At 43.2% G+C, this 21,533-nt stretch carries 24 protein-coding genes; 11 read left to right on the forward strand and 13 right to left on the reverse strand.

Translation table 11 applies throughout. The features are described 5' to 3' along the window. The first annotated feature begins 170 nt into the window (after positions 1–170). On the forward strand, positions 171–398 hold the full coding sequence (locus L1D50_RS06695) for a hypothetical protein (protein WP_017218863.1): 228 nt from the start codon (positions 171–173) through the stop codon (positions 396–398). A 20-nt stretch (positions 399–418) separates the two neighbouring features. Continuing rightward, a complete protein-coding gene (locus L1D50_RS06700) occupies positions 419–730 on the forward strand; it encodes a YciI family protein (protein ID WP_239965747.1) in 312 nt (103 codons plus the stop codon). Here the strand turns inward: L1D50_RS06700 and L1D50_RS06705 are convergent. Continuing rightward, entirely contained in the window at positions 720–1,250 is a 531-nt protein-coding gene (locus tag L1D50_RS06705; RefSeq protein WP_128727788.1) for a TetR/AcrR family transcriptional regulator, read from the reverse strand. The genes L1D50_RS06700 and L1D50_RS06705 overlap by 11 nt on opposite strands. A 110-nt stretch (positions 1,251–1,360) precedes the next feature. On the opposite strand from L1D50_RS06705, the gene L1D50_RS06710 reads away from it, so the two are divergent. The 4 genes from L1D50_RS06710 to L1D50_RS06725 all read left to right on the forward strand — a co-directional run bounded on the left by L1D50_RS06710 (position 1,361) and on the right by L1D50_RS06725 (position 6,469). Next, a complete protein-coding gene (locus L1D50_RS06710; protein ID WP_088530930.1) occupies positions 1,361–1,822 on the forward strand; it encodes an HPP family protein in 462 nt (153 codons plus the stop codon). Positions 1,823–1,979: 157 nt separating this feature from the next. Continuing rightward, a complete protein-coding gene (locus L1D50_RS06715) occupies positions 1,980–3,953 on the forward strand; it encodes a UvrD-helicase domain-containing protein (protein WP_239965748.1) in 1,974 nt (657 codons plus the stop codon). 91 nt (positions 3,954–4,044) lie between these two features. Further along, positions 4,045–5,328, forward strand: coding sequence for a Glu/Leu/Phe/Val dehydrogenase (locus L1D50_RS06720; protein WP_239965749.1), 1,284 nt, complete (start codon positions 4,045–4,047; stop codon positions 5,326–5,328). A 169-nt stretch (positions 5,329–5,497) separates the two neighbouring features. Beyond that, the gene (locus tag L1D50_RS06725; RefSeq protein ID WP_239965750.1) at positions 5,498–6,469 is read left to right on the forward strand and encodes a RimK family alpha-L-glutamate ligase; all 972 of its coding nucleotides are present in this window, start codon (positions 5,498–5,500) and stop codon (positions 6,467–6,469) included. Positions 6,470–6,514: 45 nt separating this feature from the next. Here L1D50_RS06725 and L1D50_RS06730 read toward each other — a convergent pair whose 3' ends face one another. After that, positions 6,515–8,533, reverse strand: a complete 2,019-nt coding sequence (locus tag L1D50_RS06730) for an ATP-binding protein (RefSeq protein ID WP_239965751.1) — start codon at positions 8,531–8,533, stop codon at positions 6,515–6,517. A 167-nt stretch (positions 8,534–8,700) separates the two neighbouring features. Between L1D50_RS06730 and L1D50_RS06735 the strand changes: the two genes are divergently transcribed. Then, positions 8,701–9,858 carry an endonuclease/exonuclease/phosphatase family protein gene (locus L1D50_RS06735; protein WP_239965752.1) on the forward strand — a complete coding sequence of 386 codons (1,158 nt, stop codon included), beginning with the start codon at positions 8,701–8,703 and terminating at the stop codon, positions 9,856–9,858. Between the two features lie 106 nt (positions 9,859–9,964). Next, positions 9,965–10,375, forward strand: coding sequence for a hypothetical protein (locus L1D50_RS06740; protein WP_138524272.1), 411 nt, complete (start codon positions 9,965–9,967; stop codon positions 10,373–10,375). A 35-nt stretch (positions 10,376–10,410) separates the two neighbouring features. On the opposite strand, the gene L1D50_RS06745 is transcribed toward L1D50_RS06740, so the two are convergent. Further along, positions 10,411–10,605, reverse strand: a complete 195-nt coding sequence (locus L1D50_RS06745; RefSeq protein WP_128727781.1) for a DUF2897 family protein — start codon at positions 10,603–10,605, stop codon at positions 10,411–10,413. Between the two features lie 143 nt (positions 10,606–10,748). Between L1D50_RS06745 and L1D50_RS06750 the strand changes: the two genes are divergently transcribed. Then, positions 10,749–12,083, forward strand: a complete 1,335-nt coding sequence (locus L1D50_RS06750; RefSeq protein ID WP_239965753.1) for an ankyrin repeat domain-containing protein — start codon at positions 10,749–10,751, stop codon at positions 12,081–12,083. A 94-nt stretch (positions 12,084–12,177) separates the two neighbouring features. On the opposite strand, the gene L1D50_RS06755 is transcribed toward L1D50_RS06750, so the two are convergent. The 5 genes from L1D50_RS06755 to L1D50_RS06775 all read right to left on the reverse strand — a co-directional run bounded on the left by L1D50_RS06755 (position 12,178) and on the right by L1D50_RS06775 (position 15,758). Next, entirely contained in the window at positions 12,178–12,615 is a 438-nt protein-coding gene (locus L1D50_RS06755; RefSeq protein ID WP_128727779.1) for a DUF2069 domain-containing protein, read from the reverse strand. After that, positions 12,612–13,163, reverse strand: coding sequence for an NAD(P)H:quinone oxidoreductase (gene wrbA / locus L1D50_RS06760; protein WP_239965754.1), 552 nt, complete (start codon positions 13,161–13,163; stop codon positions 12,612–12,614). The genes L1D50_RS06755 and wrbA overlap by 4 nt, the downstream gene beginning before the upstream one ends. Then, the gene (gene arsC, locus L1D50_RS06765) at positions 13,163–13,510 is read right to left on the reverse strand and encodes an arsenate reductase (glutaredoxin) (RefSeq protein WP_128727777.1); all 348 of its coding nucleotides are present in this window, start codon (positions 13,508–13,510) and stop codon (positions 13,163–13,165) included. Before arsC ends, wrbA begins: the two co-directional genes overlap by 1 nt. Before the next feature lie 129 nt (positions 13,511–13,639). After that, a complete protein-coding gene (locus L1D50_RS06770) occupies positions 13,640–15,091 on the reverse strand; it encodes a M48 family metalloprotease (protein WP_239965755.1) in 1,452 nt (483 codons plus the stop codon). 1 nt (position 15,092) lies between these two features. Further along, positions 15,093–15,758 carry a hypothetical protein gene (locus L1D50_RS06775; RefSeq protein ID WP_239965756.1) on the reverse strand — a complete coding sequence of 222 codons (666 nt, stop codon included), beginning with the start codon at positions 15,756–15,758 and terminating at the stop codon, positions 15,093–15,095. Positions 15,759–15,823: 65 nt separating this feature from the next. On the opposite strand from L1D50_RS06775, the gene L1D50_RS06780 reads away from it, so the two are divergent. Both L1D50_RS06780 and L1D50_RS06785 read left to right on the forward strand, forming a co-directional pair. Further along, the gene (locus tag L1D50_RS06780; protein ID WP_128727774.1) at positions 15,824–16,075 is read left to right on the forward strand and encodes a hypothetical protein; all 252 of its coding nucleotides are present in this window, start codon (positions 15,824–15,826) and stop codon (positions 16,073–16,075) included. Then, the gene (locus L1D50_RS06785) at positions 16,068–17,135 is read left to right on the forward strand and encodes an AI-2E family transporter (RefSeq protein WP_239965757.1); all 1,068 of its coding nucleotides are present in this window, start codon (positions 16,068–16,070) and stop codon (positions 17,133–17,135) included. Before L1D50_RS06780 ends, L1D50_RS06785 begins: the two co-directional genes overlap by 8 nt. Before the next feature lie 6 nt (positions 17,136–17,141). Here L1D50_RS06785 and L1D50_RS06790 read toward each other — a convergent pair whose 3' ends face one another. The 5 genes from L1D50_RS06790 to L1D50_RS06810 all read right to left on the reverse strand — a co-directional run bounded on the left by L1D50_RS06790 (position 17,142) and on the right by L1D50_RS06810 (position 21,460). Next, on the reverse strand, positions 17,142–17,798 hold the full coding sequence (locus L1D50_RS06790; protein WP_239965758.1) for a tRNA (adenine(22)-N(1))-methyltransferase TrmK: 657 nt from the start codon (positions 17,796–17,798) through the stop codon (positions 17,142–17,144). 15 nt (positions 17,799–17,813) lie between these two features. Next, on the reverse strand, positions 17,814–18,845 hold the full coding sequence (locus L1D50_RS06795) for a DUF2955 domain-containing protein (RefSeq protein ID WP_239965759.1): 1,032 nt from the start codon (positions 18,843–18,845) through the stop codon (positions 17,814–17,816). A 1-nt stretch (position 18,846) separates the two neighbouring features. Next, a complete protein-coding gene (locus L1D50_RS06800) occupies positions 18,847–19,911 on the reverse strand; it encodes an HlyD family secretion protein (protein ID WP_239965760.1) in 1,065 nt (354 codons plus the stop codon). Further along, on the reverse strand, positions 19,904–20,389 hold the full coding sequence (locus L1D50_RS06805) for a MarR family transcriptional regulator (RefSeq protein ID WP_128727769.1): 486 nt from the start codon (positions 20,387–20,389) through the stop codon (positions 19,904–19,906). Before L1D50_RS06805 ends, L1D50_RS06800 begins: the two co-directional genes overlap by 8 nt. A gap of 99 nt (positions 20,390–20,488) precedes the next feature. Further along, a complete protein-coding gene (locus L1D50_RS06810) occupies positions 20,489–21,460 on the reverse strand; it encodes a TDT family transporter (RefSeq protein WP_209319025.1) in 972 nt (323 codons plus the stop codon). Between the last annotated feature and the right edge of the window lie 73 nt (positions 21,461–21,533).

The following is a 21,533-nucleotide window of genomic DNA, read 5'->3' on the forward strand; positions in this document are numbered from 1 at the left end:
ATGGATGTAGGTACCTTAGCGAAAGCAGGACGCGGTAGCGGAGTTATCGACAAGATTTTCTCGCCTCAAAATAGACCACTTAATTAAGCAAGTTGGTATTATTTTACGTCGCTTGCTTTTTACCCATTTTATCTCCATATCAAGCTTATTGAATAGATGAGAAGATAATAATGGATATAGGGATCACAGAAGTATTGTTGTTATTTACGGCGATTTTTATCGCGTCCTTTTTACTTTTTAAGGTCGTGCTATGGGCCAAAAAAATGCCAAAAGGCGCTTATCTATTTTTGGCTTTGATGCCGCTCATTTCGCTTTTCCCTATTCCACCACCCGTTTTTAAAAATGTCGCGAAAGCCAAACAAGAACAACGTAAAAAAGCACCCAAATCAGAACCATAATCTCACAGGAAACTAGTTTAATGTCAGCTTCAATATTTATTGTTAATCTTACTTATATTACCGAAATTGAACAGGTAGAGCCGCTGCTCGCCCCTCACATTGCGTTTTTAGATCGCTTCCATGCCAATGGTACTTTTATCGCCTCTGGCAGAAAAATCCCACGAACTGGTGGGGTTATTTTGGCAAAGGCGAGTAGTGAAGCTGAGCTACTTGATATTGTGCGTCAAGATCCCTTTTATGTCGCCGAGGTGGCTCGGTATGACATTATCGAGTTTGTACCAAGCAAGTTTTCATCTTGCTTTACAGAAGTGGAGAAATACCTTAATTCTTGAGTGCCCGCTTGGCCACGCTAGTATCGTGACAGGTATACGCCGTTGAAATAATCCCTTCGCCCAATATGAACAGACGCTCGACAGCGGCATCATCAGCGTCGTTGAGCGATTGTTTGAGTAACGCTTTTACCGCAAGTTTGTGCCGCTGACATAGTTGATTAATTGGGCTGCTAAGCTCACCAAATTCTGCCGCTGTGTTAATAAAGTAACAACCACGGAATTCGCCCAGTACCTCCACCTTATTATTAATCCACTGATCTAGTGCCAAGAACAGTTGCTTTTCGAGCATTTCACTCGTCTGGACATTTTCAAGGCAACGAGATAACCAAGATATAAATAGGTGATGCCGCAGCTCAAGTGTTGCAAGCACCAGCGCCTCTTTACTTTCAAAATGGTTGTATAGGGTTTTTTTAGCAATGCCAGATGACTTTAATACTTCGTTAATGCCAATGGCATGGATGCCATGTTGATAAAACAGCCCCATTGCGCAATCAATCAGTTGTTGTTTTTTTATACTCATCAGTCAGCCATGTTTATTACCGTGATTATAGGTTGACAGAAGTAGACCAACTTGTCTACCATTTGTGGGGTAGACAAGTTGGTCTACTTTTTGGAAAGAGAAAGAATACAATGAGAGAAATACAACTTGCTTTAATTGCTGGAGCTGGGGCGTTTATCGCCATTGCAATATTGGCGTTTAGTCAAACGATAAGTGCTGAGCATATTTTTTTAATGGCACCTTTGGGCGCAACCGCTGTGCTGGTATTTGGTGTGCCTGAAAGCCCACTTGCGCAGCCTAAAAACGTCATCTTTGGACATATTATTACCGCTACAATCGGGATTATTTTTGCGCAGTATATTGGTGTTAACGAATTCACTTTGGCATTAGCAACGGGGCTTGGCGTATTTAGTATGTTAGTAACAAAAACTACCCACCCACCGGCTGGCGCGAATCCAATACTGATCATGTTGGCACTAGAGGGATGGAGCTTTTTATTTACGCCTGTGATTATTGGCGCCGTGGTGCTCGTACTGGTTGGTAAAGCAACGTTAGCGGCTAAAACAAAGCTAACTACAGTAACAGCTGCTTGATATGTTGATGTGCAGGCCTTATTCGCCTGCCTTCTTAAACATTAAGCCGCACAATCTGTTAGCTAGGTATTAGACTAAGACTAGTTCATTGAAATTAATAAAAAATAAATAGCGATGACAAAATTTCATTAAGCGCGTTTTTGGGTTTCGTGCTAGCATGGCGGCAACGGAATTACTTTGTCTGATTGACCAATTGATAGCATTACATCTCTTTAGTCGGCTGTTTTATGGGGTACGTGGTGCCAAATGTACGAAAGAAGGCCTCCACCTTAAGTCGAAATCTGCTGATAGTTTCATCCCCTTTAGTACTATGACAGTTCCGCCAGCACCTCAGCGTGGTTGGTTTGCTCAAAAAGTCCTGATCAAACAGGGTCACGAGACCTATGTGTTAAGTGTTAAAAATCAAGGTGCAGATGAGTTAGTGCAACAATTGCAACGATTGTGGATCTTACACCATGGCAAGCACTTGCAAGTTAAAGTTCGTAAAATTGAGCAGTTATTAACGCGTCGATATCTCAGCCATCATAATCAAAGTCTAGTGCGTCAGATTTGCAGTGCTTTATGGTCTAGTTGGCAGCACCTAGATGACAATGCCGTGCCAAGTTCGTTAAAGCCTCAAGTAGCAACTGTACGAGAAATTGCACTTTGGAATGAGCGTGATATTGCTGAGTTTCAGTCTGCTTTTGTTGAACACTACTTGGCAAAAGACGCTAACTATTTTGACAGCGTTGAATCAAATCCCCTTACAGCAGCTCAGCGTAAGGCTTGTGTGATCCAGGATGACAGGCAATTACTGCTTGCTGGCGCAGGCACGGGTAAGACAAGCGTTATCAAGGCCAAAGTTGGGTATCTCTTGCATCGTAAATTAGCTCAGGCGAATGAGCTGTTATTGCTTGCGTATGGTAATGATGCCGCGACGGAGATGCGTCAGCGTTGTCAGCCTCTCTGTAATACCTTAAATTGCTCTACCTTTCATTCACTTGGCATGCAGATCATCGAAGCGATTACCGGAGTAAAGCCGACAATTTCAAATCTAGCAACGGATAAAAAACTATTTAAACAATTTATTGCAGACACCGTGCTGTCGTTGCGACAAGAAAGCCACTTTGAGCGAGACTTTGCGCTGTTTTTGAAAAGTTCGAGCACACAGCAAGCGTCACAGGCGATAGACCTGATAAGTCAGGTATTACCATTGATAAAGCATGCTCAAATCATGGGAGAGGTTGAGCAACTGCTGACGCAATTTAGCAATCAAATGAGTGTGCTCATGCCAGTTCTTGCGGAATATCAGCTGTATTTAAGCAATGAATCTAGCATTGATTTCGATGATATGCTGGAGCGGGCTATTTATTACGTAGAGTCTGGTCAGTTTATTTCACCGTGGAAGTTCATCTTGGTCGACGAATTTCAAGACATTTCCCGTGTGCGGGCAAAGCTCATTCAGGTGCTGCTAGATAAAAAAGCCGGATCGCAATTGTTCGCCGTTGGTGATGATTGGCAGGCTATTTATCGCTTTAGTGGTGGAGATATGCGCCTAACCACCGAATTTACTCGCTATTTTGGAAAGTCGACGACCACATACTTGGATAAAACATTCCGTTATCCTCAAACCATTTTAGACACGGCGAGTGAGTTTATTTGCCGCAATCCAGAACAAATAACCAAGCATATCACTTCTCATACCGCAGGCGTGGCAGGACAGGGCGTAGTGAAAGTGATGGTTGATGATGAATTGTCGCAGGCGCAACAACTGCTCAATCATATTGAGCAGCGCAATGAGGGGAAAACTTCCGTTGCCTTACTGGCGAGAAATCATAGAGCATTACCTGATAAATCAAAAATTGCGCAGTGGCGGCAACTCTATCCAGAGCTTATTATTTCACATAACACCTTTCACGGTGCTAAAGGGACTGAAGCAGACTTTACGATAGTATTTGGTCTCAAGCATAGAAACTTTCCGTCACAGGTAAAAACGCCAGCATTTGTCGATGCGCTTTTACCTGCACAAGGGGCATTTCCTGACGCAGAAGAGCGGCGTTTATTCTATGTGGCATTAACCAGAGCGAAGAAACAATGCTTTTTATTAGCACCAAATGATGCGCCTTCCTACTTCTTAGAGGAAATCGCATAATTATTAATCCCAGTTAATTGACTTGATCTTTTGGCGCCATGCACTCATACAATTACTTGTTGAATTAAAAATAAGCGAGGAAAGGATGAGTATGGATCTACTAAAAGACGCGTTGAAAAGATTAAATCATATAGTCGAAAAGACAGGAATTAACGAGTCTACCTATCAAGCGTTAGCCCAGCCTCAAAGAACGCTGTCGAGCAATATCTCAATTCGTCGTGACAACGGTAAACTTGATTATTTTAAGGCGTATCGTTGTCAATACAATGATTTGCTAGGTCCAACAAAAGGCGGAATACGCTTCCATCAAGAATCTGATATGAGTGAGGTGCAAGCTTTAGCCCTTTGGATGACGCTAAAGTGTGCAGCGGTTGGTGTGCCATTTGGTGGCGGTAAAGGTGCCGTAACCGTTGATCCTAAATCACTAAGTCCCATGGAGCTTGAGCGCCTTGCTCGAGCATACATCAGAGCTAATGCTGATTTTATTGGACCCGATCAAGATATTCCTGCTCCGGATGTGTACACCAATGCTAGGATTATGGGCTGGATGATGGACGAATACGAGAAAATCGTCCGTAAAAAAAGTCCTGCCGTGATCACTGGTAAACCGCTTATTTTTGGTGGTAGTGAAGGACGAGAATCCGCCACAGGTCGCGGTGCATTCTTAATGATAGAGCGACTCAGTGAAAAGAATAATTGGAATAAAGCTGAACAAACGGTAGCTATTCAAGGCTTTGGTAATGGTGGTTATCACTGTGCAAGGCTGTTGCAGCAAGCGGGTTATAAAGTCGTTGCAGTAAGCGATTCAAAAGGCGGGATTTACTGTAAAGATGGCTTAGATATAGAAAGCATCTATCAAGAAAAGCAACGCAACAAAGCGCTTAAAGCCGTGTACTGTGACGATTCGGTATGTGAAAGCGTTGAACATAAGGTACTGAGCAATGAAGAGTTACTCGCGCTGGAAGTAGACATTCTAGTACCCGCGGCTTTATCTGGCGCAATCACCCGAGATAACGCCAAAGCAGTATCGGCGAAGTATATTATAGAAATTGCCAACGGGCCCATTGAGGCGGACGCCGACGAAATCTTGCATCAGCAGGGCATTATAGTTGTTCCTGATATTTTAGCTAATGCCGGTGGCGTCATCGTAAGCTATTTTGAGTGGTGTCAGAATCGCCAAGGAGAAGCTTGGGATGAACAAACTGTGCACGATAAGTTGTCAAAATATTTATCGAATGCATTTGAAGAAGCGTGGCAGCTGCGAATTGATGAAGGACTTGAGATGAGAGATGCCGTATACAAACTGGCATTACAGCGCATAGAAAGTGCTTTGGAGGCTCATGGAACACAGTCTTACTTTGAAAATCGTGAGTAGTTTTTTAGATTGTGTCGATAAATTTTTTTTGCTGTACTGTTTTTGAGTGAGTCCACATAATCGCGCTTTTGTTTAGGGGCCGATGATACACGAACCTGCTTAGGTGCTTTCACTTAAGAATTCGTGCCAACAGCGACCCTCTTATTCCGCTACTCAAGGGGCAATTCGTATGCGCGGTTGGATCATTTACAAAGACTCTGCCAGTTTGTTAAAACCTGAAATTTATGAAATAGATAGATTGATGGCGGTGGCAAAGGAAGAAGGTATTGATCTTCAAGTTTACTCACCTGATCAATTCGATCTTTTGGTAACCAGAGAAGATGAAGAAAGTATTCTAATCGATGGTCAGCCCGTTGCGTTACCTGACTTTGTATTGCCACGTATGGGGGCAGGCACGACTTACTTTACGCTTGCGATCATCCGTCACCTTGAGCGTTTAGGCGTACATTGTTTTAACTCTTCACAGTCCATCGAAACCGTCAAAGATAAGCTGTATGCTCAGCAGATCCTTGCAGAGCAAAACTTACCAACACCAAAAACCATGCTGGTTAAGTTCCCTGTAAATATTGAACTGGTGGAGAAGCAAATTGGTTTCCCTGTCGTGATTAAAACGCTATCAGGCTCGCAGGGCAGCGGCGTATTTTTGTCAAAATCACGCGGTGAATTTGATGATTTGATGCAACTCATTGAAGCAACAAATCCAAAAGCAAATATCATTTTGCAGCGTTTTGTTAAGTCGAGTCATGGTCGAGACCTACGTGTATTAACCATTGGTGGCCGTGCTGTCGCTTGTATGGAGCGCAACTCTGGTGGTAAGAACTTTAAGGCCAATGTAAGTTTAGGTGCAAAAGGTAGCCCACACCCGATCACCCCTGAAATCGAATGGTTAGCAACACAAACCGCTAATATCCTGAATCTAGATGTCGCTGGCATCGACTTATTATTTGATGAGGAGCATTTTAAAATTTGTGAAGCAAACTCAAGTCCAGGATTTGAGGGACTTGAACAAGCTGTAGACATCGATGTGGCGAGAGAGATTTTACACTTTATTCGTATTCGCTTAGGGATTTTTAACCGCACTGGTCAATCAAAGAAGTGCAGTAACGGCACTAAAGCGAGTAAAGAGAAAGTAGTGGAGTAATACTGCTACGTCATAACACGAAAGGAGCTAGGTCAAGCTCCTTTTTTATTGCGTGAAGGGCTCAAGCGCGCCTCTTAGTGCGTCAAGCTGAATTGGCTTAGACAGAAAGTTATCCATCCCAGCTTCATAACAGGCTGCCTTGTCGGACTCTGAAGTATTAGCGGTCAACGCAATAATATGCGGCCCTTTGCGTTTATCTTTTGAAAGCCTACGAATGCTGCGAGTGGCTTCGAAGCCATCCATTATCGGCATGACGCAATCCATAAACACAATATTAAAGGTTTTGTTTTGGCATGATTTCACGGCTTGTTCGCCGTTATAGACTTTGTCGATGTGCGTTGCACCAAACTGATTCAGTAACTTTTCCATCACCAGTACGTTGATTTGGTTATCATCTACAAGCAGGATTTTACATTCTGATAGGGAGATGGGCTGTTCTTCAGTCTTTTGCTCTCGTACGTCATCTGCCTCGTCTGCAAATTCTATTGGGAAGGTAACGATAAAGGTACTTCCTTTACCCAACTCACTTTCTACCTGTACTTCGCCTTGTAATAAATTACAAAGCTCAAATACGATTGAAAGGCCAAGACCAGTACCACCAAAATGCCGACTTACACTGGCATCGCCTTGGCTAAATGGCTGAAAAAGATGTACTTGATTGGTCTTAGCAATCCCAATGCCTGTGTCTGATACACTTAATTGTAGCAACGGTGAAGTTTCACTTCCCAGCACGTCGGCATAAATATCGATACTACCCGTTGGTGTAAATTTGATGGCGTTACTCACGAGGTTTGCAATAATTTGTTTAACTCGAGTCGGATCTGAATAGAGCCAATTTGTGCCTTGTTTATGAATATGGAAGTTGATTGCAAGTCCTTTTTCGCGACAGGCTGGACTGTACAGGCCTACAACTTGCTCGACTAGCTGATGAAGATCAAACGGAGTATTGTCTAGCTTCAGGTTATTACTATTTAGCTTACTGAAGTCCAAAACGTCATTTATTAAGGTGATCAACATGTCTGCACTGTTGACCGCAACGCTCAAGTTGCTTTTGATTTCTTTTATGTCGGTTTCTTTTTTGCATGCTTGAAGCATGCCTACTAAACCATTTAGCGGGGTTCTTAATTCATGGCTGATTTTGGCGATAAATTCACTCCGCGTCTTGAGAAGTTGCTCCGCCTCTTCACGTTTTTGCTCTAATGCAATACGCATTTTAACTTGTTCATCAATATCTTGAATGGCACCAAAAACTCGGACGCATTCACCATTTTCATATTCACCTTGACCGTGAGAGGCGACCCACTTTTCGTTGCCGTTGGCATCAATGATAATGGATTCGATATCCCATTTGGTTTTTGAGGTGATAGCGTCGTCTATGGCTTGTTTAATATTACTTTGGTGGGCGCCAGATTTGTAAAAGCTGATAGCATTGTCGAGTGTTGGTATAAAGTTATCATCAACGCCGTGAATGAGTCGCGTTTGTTGGCTCCAATACACTTTGTTCTTTTTAAAATCGACTTCCCATGAGCCAATATCAGCAAGACGGCTCATCGCTGCTAATGCTTGTGAGCGGTGTTGTATCTTCTTTAACGCCTTTTGCCGAGAAATTTCAACACCAATCCATTGACCTAGTAAACTCACGTAATCTAAGTGTTCTTGACTGAACGCCTGTGCTTTGGCACTGGATGCGGAAAAGTTGACGGTACCATAGCGTTTACCATCAACAATGATCGGCGCGCCAATGTAGCTCTCTAGGCCAAAGTTTGCGTAGCAAGGGTGAGTGGCAATTTCGCTAGTACCTGCGTGATGAAAAGACAGTGCGCTGTCTGCTTGTAAAGTATGCCAGCAATAGGTGTTTGCCAGTTCAAAGTCCGTACCTGCCAACAAAGAATTATCTGGAGTGATCGCATGCCTTACAGTGTATACGTCAGCTTGAATTTCACTGACGATTGCAATATCAAGCTCAAATACATCGAGGCCAAGCGTAAGCAGCGCCGTCACTTTTTCTTCAAATGTGGTGTCTTGGTTTGTGGTGATGAGGTGTAATCGTTTTAAAATACTCACAAATTTCACGTTGACAGTACAAAGCGGCTAATCATTTAACTTTAACCGCTCTTTGCCAACTTGCCAACATTAAATCGTTTGAATCTGTCGAGATAATTTCCGTTTTTCAAAGGATTATGAATAAAATAGAGCTCGCGGGATTTATCACAAATTTTTAAGGCAAGTCTATGAAATACGTAGGTCTATTTTTTTTATTAATGACAACGGCAGTAAGTGCACAAACACTTCGTGTTGCTACCTTTAATGTCAGTATGGAAGCAACGAACTACCAAGAAAAAGGGCAAGCAATTGACTCACAGAAGTTGAGTCAATTGCTACAAAATGGTCAGCACCAACAAATAAGAAATATTGCAGAAATTATTCAGCGTGTTCGCCCAGATGTGATTTTGCTCAATGAATTTGATTACATCGCTGAGCCAAATAAAGGTGTGCAGGCATTTGTAAATAACTATCTAGCGCAACCTCAAGCGGACCAGCAGCCGATATCTTACCCTTACTTTTATATTGCGCCAGTCAATACTGGATTACCAACACCGTATGATTTAGATAATGACGGCAAGCAATCTAACTATGGCGGTGATGCCCAAGGGTTTGGGTTATATGAAGGTCAATATGGAATGGTTGTACTATCAAAGTATCCGATTAAAAAAGAGCAAGCCCGAACCTTGCAGACATTTCTTTGGAAAGATATGCCAGACCACAGGGTGACAATAGATCCGACGACGAAGCAACCTTGGTATAGTGAGCAAGAGTGGAAAAACTTGAGGCTAAGCTCAAAGTCTCACTGGGACTTGCCTATTGAAGTGAACGGCAAACTATTTCACCTACTGGCGATGCACCCAACTCCCCCTGTGTTTGATGGTGAAGAGGATAGAAATGGCAACAGAAATCACGATGAGATCCGCTTAATGGCTGATTATATCGATCCCAAACGTAGCCAATACATTTATGATGATAATGGCGTCAAAGGTGGCCTTAAAAACGATGCACGATTTGTCATTGTCGGTGATTTAAATGCTGCTGATACAGGGGATAAACATAGACCGGGTGTGATAGAGCAGCTATTAGATAACCCTAAGGTATTCTCGAACTTTACGCCACAGAGCGAAGGGGGAAGTGAACATAGCGAGGAAAGTGCGAGTCGCAGTTATACCGCACATTGGGCTGCACGCGTAGATTATGTTCTGCCTTCAAAATTCGGCTTTCAACTGGTTAACAGCGGGGTCTTTTGGCCGAGTAAAGAAGACCAATTATTCCGTTTAGTGGAAAGTCGCCATGCAAGTTCCGATCATCGCTTAGTTTGGATAGACGTGGAAGTTAAGTGACTTCAGCGGTTGGTCAATGGTATCGCTATTACAAATTTAAACAATGCCTAACGGAACTAAACCGTAATAACCTCTAAGCTTGCACTGAATGGAACAGGAGAGTGTGATGAAAAGAATTCTATTAAGTGTAGGTTTAGCGGTTTGGTTATCTGGGTGTGCTCATCATGATGATGTGCGCCCTTCTTCTGACGGTATGCATACTATAATGTTATTTGCCGATAGCCGCGATGCTGGCAGTAAAGAAGCACTAAGGCAGGCAAAGCACTATTGTAAACAGACCGAACAGGTTGCGTATGTTGTAAATCTAGATATTATTTACAACAGCGATACGCCTGAGAGTACTTATGTCACTCAGAATGGGCTGGCTAATGCTGTTGATGCAATGGGTATCGCTATGTGGATTTTTGGTAAAAACAGTGTAGACGACGCCGGTGCTGCCTTGACCCTCAGCGGAGGAATAGCTGATGGTGCGCTCGGGAAACCTTATGATGTGCGATTAAATTTCAAATGCAGATGAGTGAGTAAACTGCATACCTAACATTGCAGTATGCTTCAGTCTCCACCTTCTTTCGGTTTATTGTTTTTGGGTGTTACCTTATCTTTGTCAAAAGGCGCCGTCTGCTCGTCGATTTTCTTTTTCATTTCAAATTTGGCGGAATATTTTAACAACGCAATGTTGCTCCAGATCACCCCTAACACACCAACAATGATCAAAATCACTTGCCATGTCTCTAATTGATTATTCATTCTACCCCCTAAAAGTTATCTATTTTTAAATTTGTCCTGAAATAGGTGGGCATTTTAGCGCGACTGTTGATATTATTCACCACCTAGTCATTTCGCGATAATTATGCTGCATATATTTACATTCTGAGGATAATAGCGCATTCATGGAACAAGTGTTAATTTGGCCTGCCCAGTATCCCATGCTGTTAAAGGGGTTAATCGAACAAAACGGTGCTTATATTCTAGATGCCATAGAGGCATGGCCGAATTGCCAACAAATTAAAGATGAGCAGGGTGTAACGACCACTGTTCTACCTCCTTTATTCTACCTTGCTTGGTTACGACCGCTAGAGCCGTTCGAAGCCTGTTACTTTCAACATATTGATGACTATGACGACAAGCAGCGTCAATACGTTAATAGTGTGATTCAACACATTGAAGACAATGAGACCGATCAGGATGAGCTAATAAAAACACTTATTCAACGCCTTGGTCAGTATTCAAATATTCAAGTCCAAGTACAGGATCAACACTTATCTTTTGTAGAATTGCTTTGTGACAAGCAATATGAAAAAACTTTAATTTGGTTATTAGAAATAGGAGTGAAATTTAGTGCGAAAGAAATTGTGTCTCTATGGTGCAATAGTTCGCAAGAAATTCACACCGCTTTGCTAACCCATCTTGACACTTGTATGCTCGACCGTGCTGCCACCGCGAAGTTAGCTACGGATAGTCTGTTGGATGGGCAGCTGACGTTCGAACTGCTATGTGCCATGTGTGATGAAGATGAGGTGAGCGGCCTTTTGGAGCAAGCATTATTGTTTCAATTAACCCAGCAACAGGTGAAACAGTCTGCAATTATTACGCTGGTTACACAGGGAGCAAAAGGAACCGCAAGAGATAGCAGTGGGCGTTCTGCTATTATGCTGGCTGTTGAAAATGGTTTTGTGAGTGCGGTTGAAACCATGTTGCCACACCATAATGTTAATAAGTTAGATGAATCGGGCCGCAATTTAATGCATTATGCGGCGGCATCTAACTCGGCAGCAATGATAGAAATGATTTTTGAACATGGTGATGACCCAACACTCGCGGATATTCATGGTGACACCCCTTACCGTGTGGCGATGAAAAATCAGGCGCTTACTTCTAAGCAAACATTTGAACAGCACGGTATAATCGAGCTTTCTAACGAAGCAAAGTATCAAAAAATAAAAACCGTCCATATTCTTTATGCCTTTGCTGCTATTTTATTACCACTTCAGTTATTTTTATTTTTTACTGATGAAGTGGATGAAAAAACCATAGCAACACTTGTCACTACGGCTGCTTCTATTGCAATTTTTGTCTTTGCGAGGCGTAAACGCAGCAACCCTCTATATCCAAACAGCTCAACGCCTTGGTCACTCATCGGTGTAAATGCGTTAGCATGGCTTAGTATTGGTGTGCAGGTATTGTTTTCAGTATTGGTGTTGATAGCCGTACTATCATTGCAGTAGTTTACTGTAACGAACTAAGCTGATGGATTGATGCTAAAAAGCGCAGTTGCTAAATTGAAGACTGCGCTTTTTTAATGTGGTTACGCAAGCGAGATTATGACTCTTTATGTTCGTGAGCTGCCTTTTCGTCAGCGAGGTCTTCTTTTAACTTGCGGATCTTCAATCCTAACTCTTGACCTCTGTGCCTTGCATAGTAGGTACAACCAATAAACATGGATGTTGCAAAGCCAATCTCAAGCAGGACTAACAGAAGCTCGTCTGGAGATGTCCACAAAAGGGTAAAGCCATGGATAAAATAAAACATCACGATAAAGTTAGCCCAAGCATAAGTATAAGGCTTATCCTGTAAAATCCCTTTAAGCGGGAGTAATAAAGGTAAAACGTACACCACAAAGACAAAGCCCAAGCTGTAACCTTCTCTTGGTGCAAGCACAAAGAGCCAAAGTGGCATCAATATTAAAAGGCCAAAATACCCAACTAGCGCAAAGAGTTGAAAGCGTCTAGTGATAGGTTTTTTTGCAATTTCATTCATGTTAACTTTTCCGCGATACGTAGCAGTCGACTAGCGGCTGCACGGCAAATTTTGATTTCGGTTTGAGTGAGCGAGACATTGTTTTGGCTGCCAGCGACGTGTGTAGCACCGTAAGGCGTTCCGCCCATTTCGGTCGCCAAAAGTTCTGGCACATCATAGGGAATGCCTAACAACATCATTCCGTGGTGTAATAACGGTAAAGAGAGGTTGAGTAGGGTTGCCTCGTTGCCACCGTGCATACTGCTTGAAGACGAAAATACGCAGGCCGGTTTATCGATAAGCGTGCCTTTAAGCCATAAGTCGCTGGTGGTTTCCCAAAACGCTTTGGCTTGGGCTGCCATCATACCAAAACGTGTTGGAGTACCGAACGCCAGACCGTCACACGATATTAAGTCTTGCTTTGTTACTACCACATCATGATCTTGGCGTTTCTCGAATACGCGGATCATAGCTTCCCCGCCTTGTGCCACTATGGTATCTGCAAATTCGTGCGCCATATTCGCCACAGAGCCATGACTGGAGTGGTATAAAATAAGAATTTTACTCATTACAGGATATCAAGCACTGACTCTGGGGGTCTACCAATCGCTGCCTTGTCATCGTTGACAACGATAGGACGCTCAATTAGTTTTGGATTTTCGAGCATTGCTGTGCGCAGTGTCGTTTCGTCTGAGTCTTTCGATAGTCCAAGCTCTTTGTAGAGCGTTTCTTTGCTACGGATGAGCTGGTGAGCTGAGCTAAACCCAAGTTTAGAAAGTAAATTAGCTAAAGTGTCACTATCGATTGGCGTCTTTAGATATTCAATAACGATAGGATTAACGCCATTGGACTCCAGTAAAGCTAGGGTTTCACGTGATTTTGAACAGCGCGGGTTGTGATAGATTTCTACTGACATTATTTCTCTCTATTTTGCTATAATTCGTAATGTAAACGGATCATAGCTTAATGCCGAGGTGACGAAAAGCGATGCGCAAGAAATTTGGCTTAAATACGTTTTTACTATTGCTGTAAGCAATCGCTAAGCCTACAGCTTAGCGATTTCTTTTTGCATATTACGATATTGGCTAAGTAGCGCTTTCAGCCTAGTACGTTTGATATCTTCGTTATCTTCGACGTGATTAAGTGCACGTTGTACTTCATCCGCAGCTTTTGTGAATGCGCCGTATTGCGCGTAAACGCCAGCTTTTGATTCATGGTACGCGGCCTTGTTTTCTTGTGCTTCATAGGTTTGTGTGAGCAAATCACGAGCGAGAATATGATCCGGTTTCTCAAGCAAGAAGATCTTGAGTAGCTGCTCAGCAACTTCATACTGTTTTGCTTTTATTGCGGCATTGGCGTAATTCAGCGTGATAACTTGGTTATTGGGTCTAAGTTGATGTTGGGCTTGAAGCATCTCAACTGCTTTAGCAGATCTGTCCGTTGCAATTAAATAATCGGTATACACATCAAGGTAGAAGAGGTTATTCGGATCTTTTGCTAGTAACTCATCTAATAGTTTGCCAGCTTCCTCGTATTTTTTCTGGTCGAGTAAGGTGATTGCTAATCCGTACTGTAGTGCGCGTTTGTCGAGCTCTGCAGAGCGATTTAAGGAGTTTCTAAAAAAGGCTTCTCCAGCATCTTCTGCATAATAGTATCGAGCAAGTACACGACTTTTAGCCAATGCATAGGAGAGGCTTGAAGGATAATGCTTTTTCTCGAATTGTTGTGCCCTAAGCCTAACATCTGATACTCGACTGTCGGGTAATGGGTGTGTAAGCAAAAAGGCGGGGGGTTTATTTTTAAAGCGAATTTGATCCGAGAGTTTAGTTAAAAATTCACTGGCTGCATAGGGGTCAAAACCTGCTTTATGTAGTGTATTCATACCAAACCGATCGGCTTCTTGCTCTGCTTTTCGGCTATGCGTTAACTGGTTTAATGAAGACTGGGTCTGGCTTGCGGATAAGATAGCGATACCCGCATCTGGGGCAACAACGGTTGCCAAAATACCTGTAATAAGCCCCGCGATGGTTAAGGCGCTGTTGTCTTTTGCGTTTTGTACTCGGCGTGCTAAATGTCGCTGAGTTACGTGTGCAATTTCGTGGCCAATAACGGATGCTAATTGGCTCTCGTTATCAGATTGTGCAATGAGTCCGGTATGTACTCCTACATGACCCCCATAAAAAGCAAAAGCATTAATATCTTTATTATTTATCCAAAAAAAGGTAAATGGAAAGCGCACGTCATTAGCGTTGGCGACGAGGCGATTGCCCAGACTAGTTAAATACTCTTCAAGAACAGGATCGCCAACCACAGGAGAGCGGGAGCGCAGCTGCATCATCATGACTTCGCCAATCGCTTGCTCTTTTTCAATAGGCAGTACTTGGAGAGCCGAAGTTCCTAAGTCTGGTAACTTCAGCTCCGTTTGTGCAATAGCGCTACTGGATGTCGCGAGCGCAAACGTTAAAACGATTGAATTTAATAGGGGTTTTAACCGCATTTTAATCCCTTTTAAGATCTTCTCCGAGCATGATCCTAGCTAAGTCGACTTCATCATTGCATGCTCGAGCATCTTTTTCACAAAGTTGGTAAAAATCTTTTATTGAGACACCACCAACGCTGGTGATGTTCAATTCTTTTTGCAAAAACGTCACTGTCATATGCAGCACTTTATGCGCATGAAGTATTAAGGCTTTGTCAGCTATATCACCACGTTCAAAGTAAAACGCAATGAACTTATGGAGCTGGTTAATACGCAGTAAGTTTTTCATCGTGTGCGGATCCCACACTCGGAATTCTAAAAAACGATTATCTTTAACATAGGCATCAATCTTGGTACCTTTGGCTATTGGGTAAGCCCACAGCTCAAAGCCTCTGTCAGTAAATGCTTGGTGTAATGCTATTTGAGGTTTATTGTCACAGTGGATTATGCCACTGTCGTCTTCATAACCACCTAATAGGTCGATATTCCAGTTTCGCTTATCTAGCAATCGTTTGACTGCGTTATCAAAGCCGTGATGGAGCAGACCTTCACATTCACTCACTGCTGAGGCAACAAGGTGATAAAATGGTGGCAGTTCACCCCAATTAATTTGCTTTTTGTACCAATTTATTTCTTTTAATGTTGGATTGGCTGGCAATCGGGCCTTATTATTAACGCCTGGCATTAAGATTCCCAAGAAGTAGAGTATGCTATTAAGAATAAACCATCAACGCCTTGAGGGCTACTGCATTGAGTGATTTGTGTGGCGCCAAAACAACCAAAGTTGTACATGATTTGCGAGAATTTACCTGTCCTGCATTATTTGTTCAGTTTAAGTGGCGGTTAAAGCGACATGACTATACTCTAGGCAAACTTAAACTGCTGATGAGTCAGGAACAAAGCTTGTTAGATATCAAAAAGTATTTGGATGGTAACGCAATCAGTTACCAAATTATTGAACTAAAGGGTGAAGAAGTGTGTTTGGAGATCATGGATGTTTGAATTAGTCAAAGCGTGGTATATCAAGAAGTTTTCAGATCCGCATTCAGTCACGCTATTGCTGATGCTAGTTGCTTCGGTTGCGTTACTGTACTTTTTTGGCAGCTATGTCATGCCGGTGCTGGTGGCAATCGTGATAGCCTACTTGTTAGAGTGGCCAGTGAATAAGCTAACTCGGGTGACTGGCAGCAGGGTGTTATCAGCTGTCGTTGTGATGGCTGTATTTGTCGGTATTACCTTGGGTTTGGTATTTGGTATCGTTCCTGTTTTGTGGCAACAATTGAGCAATTTACTCCAAGAAAGCCCAACTATGGTTGAAGAAGGAAAAGATTTCCTCTTACATTTACCCGAATACTATCCGACTTTGATCTCTACCACTCAGGTTCAAGCAATTGTTACCTCGGTAGAAAATAAATTACTAGAGCTTGGTGAAGTCATTGTCTCAGCCTCGCTTACTTCATTAAGAGATGTGGTTGCATGGATGATTTATTTGGTGCTAGTGCCACTACTTGCTTTTTTCATGTTGAAAGACAAGTCAGAGCTGACGTCCGGAATCTCAAAAATAATACCTAAAGACAGAAAGCTCATTTCGCAAGTGTGGCATGAAATGGACCAGCAGATCATGAATTATATTCGGGGTAAGGTTTTCGAGATTGTCATCGTGGGTTTGGTGAGCTTTGTGACCTTTTCTATATTGGATTTGCGCTATGCTGCATTATTAGGCACTTTGGTAGGGCTTTCTGTACTTATTCCATTTGTCGGTGCTGCACTGGTTACATTGCCTGTTGCTGCTGTTGCGCTATTTCAATTTGGTCTTGCGCCAGAGTTTTGGACTATCGTTATTGCGTACAGCATAATTCAAGCGTTAGACGGCAATGTTTTGGTACCGTTACTGTTTTCTGAAGCCGTGGATCTCAACCCTGTTTATATTATTGTCGCAGTGTTGTTCTTTGGCGGCCTTTGGGGTTTTTGGGGGGTGTTCTTTGCCATTCCATTGGCGTCCCTTGTCAAAGCACTGATAAACGCATGGTCGAGTAAGAGTGAAGAATTGCTGGCCAAATAACCTCGTTCAGCCTATTGATAGTGTAACTTGTTGATAGGCTGAAAAAATGTTTTGCGCTTCGGGTTTGCCTTTGGCAACTCGTGCATAATGATCCAGCGTTTTCTCTAAATAGCGTTTGGAAAGCGTACCTTGTTGCCAAATCGCTTTGCCTAATGGAGTTATGGCAGCGCCAGTCTTACCTGAAGTGAGATAGAGTACTTCGTAAATACGTCGATTTTCCTCAACCAGTGATTCATGGATCAGCTTAAGTGGCAAAGATTGTAAGGTTTGCCTCAGGGTATAATGATGATGAACTGGGCAAAGCAAGAAATCGACCTCGTCAGTTAATTTGTGGCAAAGGCTTGTCATCAGTTCTGCGGTTAAGTCGCCGCCAACACCTGCGATGATCACTAACTGCCTGCCTGAGTGCTGTGCAAGAGGGAGCTTCGCAACGTTTTGGGTGTAAAGGCTATAGCGCGCTTCAGCTTCTGGAAAGAAGCGTGCGAGATCTAGTTTCACTTTCGCGATAAGCGCTGGGACTACATCAACAAAGTGTATGTGCGCTTGGCTCGAGTCTAAAAATTGTGCACCAAGCTGGCCATGATCGCAGCAGCAGTCCCAAATATGTCGATAGTCTTCAGTAACAACGTCATGTAAAGTCTGTAAGCGTTTTCCAAGCTTCAAGTGGACTCCTTTTATTCAGGCGTAGGTGTGGTGCCGCGTTGCGCTAAAGTGATTAAGTAAGCGATGAATAAGGTAAATTGCACAGAGACTTACCGTAATTGCAACGCTCACTGAACTGAAGCGATATAGTGCGCTGTAGATTAAATCTTGATTTGGTGCGAGAGACTGCCCAAACAAGATCCCAAAAGTGGTAATAATACCAAAGCCAATCCCTGGAGCACCACCACTTAGCAAGTGATAGCGACTAAAAATGAAGACTAAGATCCATAAAATCAAAATTGGAAAAAGTAAAATCTGGCTATAGGTTTGCAGTAGGATTTGCGCTGCTAACGCTAAGTTACAGCCTATCAGCGTGCCGACTGCGCGTTGCCAGCCAGCAGTGCCCGCCGCCTTCCAACTCAGTGGAAAGAGAATTAATATTGATGCCGCTTGAGCGGAAACGGAATCTTGTAAATCTAGGATTTGGAATACCATAAATGAGAGTGTGGCTACGGTGGCGCATAGTAAGACTTCATGGCGAATACTTGCCGCATCTTTTGCTGGCCGTGGTGGTAATTGACGCACGGTAACGTCCGGAAATAACCAATGCATTACATATGCAGTTGCGATACTAATGATAATAGCCAGAGAGTTACTGGCTATGAGTGAATATAAGCCACCACTGGTTGAAGCATAACTGGCAAAATGAAGTTGGATTGATAGTCCCACCACACTCATTGCGCCAAATAAGAAGTTAACGCCTTTGCTCATTTGCAAAAACAAAAAGGCAAATAAGGCAAAAGTGAGTAAGGACATTAACGCAGGGTGGAAGCCAAATAGCCCTTGTAGCACCAATACCGAAAAGGCACAGAGCAACCCACTTAAGATAAACTGGCACACTATGTGTGCATTTAACATTGGTACTAATCCAAGCAGCAGCATGGGATATACGGTAAAAAAGATACCGTACGGCCAGTTGAGCAGTTTGCTTAGTGCAAAACCTAGCGTACTGCCAGTTGCAATACGCAGCATCTGTCTCAGGTCATTGGCGTTCAGTGCAACTTTCATATCAATAAACGTAGTGAAGTAGACTGACGAATTTGATTTGCGCTTGTGCAAGCGTTGCAAGCAAAGTGCTTTCAGGTAGGACTTGAACTGTCGCTCTTGCACCACTTGCTAGTAAAGGTAATGGCTCATCAAATGCTAAATAAACGCGTTGGCGTTGCGCATCTCGCACCCAGCGGTTGGAAGTCTCAACGGCAACCAATTGGCCGTCGGCATTAAGCTGTCCATCACTGACGCCGGCAGAAAATTCATGGATCACGGCGGGATAGACTTTGCCCGGTAACGCATCAAAGCTCACTAATGCTTGTTCGCCAATTTTGACGTGGTAAAGCGATTTTTCTCTGAAATCCGCAGCTAAGTCAACATCGTCCGAAACCAAACTGGTTAGACTCACACCCGTGCGAGCATAGGTACCCTTAGTGATCTGTAAGTTACTAATGATGCCATCATGAGGCGCGCGGACTTCGGTATAACTGAGCTGCAATTTAGCCTGCTCTACAGCATTTTGTACTTGCTGTAGTGCAATATTATGTTCGTCGGCTGCACCACGCTTTACTTCAAGCGCATGCAGATTAGCTCTAAGTGCCCTAAGCTGTGACTTAGCCGTCGCAAAATTTGCTTGAATTTGATCTGATTCCTGCGTTGAAATTGCGTGTTGTGACAGCAAAGATTGGCTGCGCTTATACAGTCGTTGTTGCTCATCATACTTAGCTACAGCAGCCTCTATTTGCGCTTGCTGGGCAACTATTTGTGCATCTAATTGTTTGTTCTGTTGATTAACCTCTGCCAAAGCGAGCTCAGCCTTAGCTAATGCTAACCGATACGGCGCTTCATCGATAGTAAGCAGTAATTGCCCTTGCTGAACTCTTTGGTTATTGCTGACATTCACTGTAAGCACTTCACCACTGATTTTAGGCGTCACTTTGGTTACTTGATGATACACACGCGCCTGAGGCGTCATTGGTATGTAGAGATCAGCAAAGATAAAATAACTAAAGCAGAGTGCAAAAACGGCGATTGACACCTTTACGTAGCGGGAAAATTGCTGATCTGGACTAAGTTTACTCACTGGTACTCCCATTTTCAGAAATATTGTCACAACATTGCTGAGCATTGTTCTCAAGTTTGACCAAAGCATGTGCAATAGCATTGAGCTCGTCATCGCTAAGCCCATGATATAAATGTGCCTTCACTTCACTGATCCGCATCTTTAGCTGCGCTAACTGAGCTTGCCCGTGCGCGGTGAAGTAGATTTTACGACAGCGTTTGTCTTGCTTATCAATGCGGCGCTCAATTACATTATTCTCTTCTAACTGTTTCATCGTGCGAGTCAGGCTCGGCATTTCGATATCTAAACTGCTCGCTAATTGGTGTTGTGTGCAGCCCTCACCTAAATGATGAATATGCATCATGGCAGTCCAGCGTGGCTGGGTAAAACCGAGTGGCTCTACAGCTTGGGTTACAGCTTGACGGCAAATTCTATGGACTCGGCCTAACTTGCCACAGAGACTAAGATCGAGCGTTTCATGAAATGGAAGTGACGACATGACTTAAGGTATATTTACTTAGCATGCTAAGCATTTTAAGTTAGTTAGCATGCTAAGTAAATGGTGCGCGTTTAGGTTATTGCAATATTAGCTTTAACTCTATGAATTGGCGGTGCTTATTTTTATTAAGAATCGCGCATAGTGAACACAAACGTGGCTAATTACAGCGATCGCAACAACAAGTTCAAGCCAAACTAGGTATTGCAACAAGCTTAGCCAGCCTGAGTTTAAGTGCTCGCTGCTGAGCCAAGTGACGACCTTACTAATGGCGGTGACGCCGATGACTAAGGGAAAGGTATATGCCGCGAAAGCAGGACTAAATGGCAACCGCAGAAGCTGAATAAAAGCAAGATATATCGCTAGGGTCATAACAATAGCAATGCTCAGTAAAGCAAACACCACGCCAGCCGCTGGCATTGGGTGGACACTCAAATATCCTGCTAAACATAGACTCGCAGGCGCTGCCATAACTGCAATTGTGGGTTGGGTTTGCTGTGGTATGGCACAGCCTCTACATAAACGGTAAATCATGAACGGTAGCAGCAGCAGGTAAAATATAACCCCCAAGTACCAAAGTCCCATTGCCAAAGGTTGCAACGCTAACATGCCGTTAAAGGTGACATCGGCAACGACAAACCCAACAGGGGGAATAAACCAACTTGGCACTAGCTGGTTAAGCTCAAAATTGCGGCTGCGAAAATACACAAAGCTGGTTAGCAACCCTAAGTGAAGTGCAATGGCGAGCAGCCAAACCACAGTTGCGATAAGATGAGAATAGGCCGAGATGCTATGAGAAATCACCATGATGGTCATGGCGCTGGTTGGTAATACACTCCCAATCACTGGATCTGCGAGATCTGCTCTTAATTGAGCTGGTTGATGAATAAACTTAAGCACTAACAGCAATAAAATAAAGCCAGCCAGAAGTGCACTTGAAGGTTTTAATACAAAGAGTGCGGGAAAGAGATTACAGATACACCAGCCTAAACTAGCCAGCCCAAGAGCAAGACCAGACATCGGGGTGGGGATATTGGCGGTGAGCTTTTTACTATAAGAATGAAGAGTAGCCATGCGTAATTTCACAACAATTGTTCGGTGAAGGGATAATACGCTTGCGCTTTAATTAAGAATATCTGAATATATT

This window comes from Pseudoalteromonas sp. Isolate6 (assembly GCF_022398435.1).
Lineage (GTDB): Bacteria > Pseudomonadota > Gammaproteobacteria > Enterobacterales > Alteromonadaceae > Pseudoalteromonas > Pseudoalteromonas galatheae.